We start from the raw sequence: 2,724 nt of genomic DNA on the forward strand, positions 1-2,724 counted from the left end.
TGTACGGCGCGGGTTTCCCTAAAAAATGGCTTCGCCATTTTTTAGGGTGCCCGGTTAGGCGACGCAACACCGTATGAGGCTTTCGGTGGATGGCTATATATCGCGGGACAATCTTGCCCGCAAGGCAACACACCTTGTCCCGCCGCGCGGCTAATCATCGCGCGGCAAGCCCGCTACACTGCGCGCCATCCATCCACAAACCAAGAGGAACCCTCATGGAAAACATCGCCAACAAAACCGTCATCATCACCGGCGCATCAAGCGGCCTCGGTGCCGAAACCGCGCGCCATCTCGTGCAAAACAGTGCGCACGTCATCCTCGGCGCCCGTCGCCTTGACCGCCTGCACCAGCTCGCCGACGAACTCGGCATCAGCCACGACCATTGCGTGCAGACCGGCGTCGCCGACCTCGCGCAAGTGCAGGCGCTGGCGCAGCGCGCGTTCGACCTCTATGCCGCATTGACGTGCTGCTCAACAACGCCGGCGTCATGCCGCTGTCGCTGCTCGAAGAGCTGAAAGTGGACGAATGGAACCAGACCATCGACATCAACATCCGTGGCGTCTTGCACGGCATCGCCGCCGTGCTGCCGACGATGAAAGCGCAAAAAAGCGGGCAAATCATCAACGTCTCCTCCGTCGCCGGACACGTCTGGGGGCCGATGTGCGCCGTCTATAGCGCCAGCAAAACCGCGGTGCGTGCCATCAGCGAAGCGCTGCGCAAAGAAGTCAAACCCTACAACATCCGCAGCACCATCCTCTCGCCGGGGGCGGTAGCGAGCGAGCTCAAGCACGGCTCCTCATCAGCAACCGCCAAAGGCGCGATGGAAAACTTCTACGCCGCCAACGAAATCCCCGCCGCGAGCTTCGCCCGCTGCGTGCTCTTTGCCATCAGCCAGCCGGAAGAAGTCGATGTGAACGAAATCATCTTCCGCCCGACACGGCAGGAAGTGTAAAAACAGGTTGCAGAGGCGGTTAGCGATAGCGTAACCGCCCGACTCATTGCTGCGGGCGGTTACGACGCAGGCGTCTAATAACCTGTTCAAAATCCCGGTCATCCGCACAAATTCGAATTGCTGCGCCGACTTCCCCCTCCCCTGCAGGGCGCGCAGCGCCCGCAGCGGGGGAGGGTCGGGGTGGGGGTGAGCGATATTGCTCATGAACTAAAATTCCTGTTTTTCAATGGTCTTGCCACCCTCAGCCCTGCCCTCTCCCACAGGGAGAGGGAGCATATTAGCTGTTTTCCCGGTTTTCAGTTCCCTGCACAAGCACACGGAAAAATGCGATTCCCCAAGATTTTGAACAGGTTCTGAGGCTTTGGGGCTGTTTACAATTCAACCCTGCCCCGTTGCGGGCTTCGCTCTGCGGTCATCCACCAAACTGCTCCCTGGTCGGGGTGGGGGCAGCAAACCATCCGCGTCAGCGACTGCATATAAAACGAATTGTAAACAGCCCATAGGGGGGGGACTATAACCACCTTTTGACACCCTAGGCGGAAGACTGCACAATCCGGCGACACCCTAATCCCCGCACCCGATGAAACTGAACCTCCTCGGCGAACCGCCCGTACCGCCGCCCGCCGCGCACCGCATCAATCGACCCGAAGACGCCACCGGCGACTACTACCTGCACTGGCGCGACGACCGCTACCACCTCTGCGACCGCCAGCAGCGCCATCCGCCGCTCACTCTCGACCTTGCCGACTACCTCGGACGCCGGGGCAGCGAAACCCTGCCGAAAACCCTGCGCGGCATGGCCGGTGCGCACATCGCCGACGCCACCGCCGGCTGGGGCAAAGACGCCTGGCTGCTTGCCAGCCGCGGTTTTACCCTCACCCTGTATGAGCGCAACCCCTACCTCGCCGCCCTGCTCGCCGATGCCCTGCAACGCGCCCGCGCCGACCCGCGCAGCGCCACCATCGCCGCCCGCCTTGAGCTCGTCCATGCCGACGCGGCGACCGCGCTCGCCCCTGCCAGCTTCGCTGCGGTGTACCTCGACCCGATGTACCCGGAGCGGCGCAAAAACGCGAAAGTGAAAAAACAGATGCAGGCACTGCAACAACTGCTTGGCCACAGCGACGACGACGCGACGCTGCTCGCCCGCGCCCGCCTTGCCGCCACCCGCCGCGTCATCGTCAAACGCCCGCAACACGCGCCACCACTCGCCGGCATCACGCCCGATTACCACATCGACGGCCCCAATACCCGCTACGACATCTATCTCGCGCCACAATAAAAATGGATGTATGAGACAAAAATGTTTTAGAACCCGTTCAAGATCCCGGGTTATCCACAATAGCTATACATCCAAAGCCTCAGACAAGGCGCATCGACGAAGACAGTACACATTTGCACGGTGAGAGATGCAATGCCGTATGAGATTTAGGGTGTGTTTACAATTCAGCCTTGGGATTTTGCAGGTTGAGTTAGGCGTAGTAGCCGACTGGAACAGCTTGCGTAGCAAGAAACCCAATAATGGAATATGTTCGGCATTCGACTTGTTGAGTCTTTCTCGCTGCACGAGCTGTTCCAGTCGCTCGTGCCTCGCTAACCCAACCTACGAACAAAATCATCGTGTTATGATCAATTGTAAACGGCTCCCGACAGCTTGTGGTGTGAATGTTTTCTATAGCCCAAATCTTGGCGCATACATCGAGAAAGTTGTGCGGGCATTCCAGCTCGCCGCGCAACACGGTTGTAGCTGCAAGACCATCTACCGCCATCTGCGC

General features: G+C 59.7%; 2 protein-coding genes and 1 pseudogene. 2 read left to right on the top strand and 1 reads right to left on the bottom strand.

Translation table 11 applies throughout. From position 1 onward, the window contains the following. Window positions 1-215 precede the first annotated feature (215 nt). Both Q0349_RS13730 and Q0349_RS13735 read left to right on the top strand, forming a co-directional pair. A pseudogene (locus Q0349_RS13730) lies at window positions 216-952 on the top strand (SDR family oxidoreductase). Window positions 953-1,532: 580 nt separating this feature from the next. Next, window positions 1,533-2,231, top strand: a complete 699-nt coding sequence (locus tag Q0349_RS13735; RefSeq protein WP_298081581.1) for a class I SAM-dependent methyltransferase — start codon at window positions 1,533-1,535, stop codon at window positions 2,229-2,231. A 190-nt stretch (window positions 2,232-2,421) separates the two neighbouring features. Here the strand turns inward: Q0349_RS13735 and Q0349_RS13740 are convergent. Next, window positions 2,422-2,724 (bottom strand): hypothetical protein (locus tag Q0349_RS13740; RefSeq protein WP_298081582.1); only part of this gene is annotated, 303 nt, incomplete at its 5' end.

Source organism: uncultured Cardiobacterium sp. (assembly GCF_938028185.1).
In the GTDB taxonomy this organism is placed as follows: Bacteria; Pseudomonadota; Gammaproteobacteria; order Cardiobacteriales; family Cardiobacteriaceae; genus Cardiobacterium.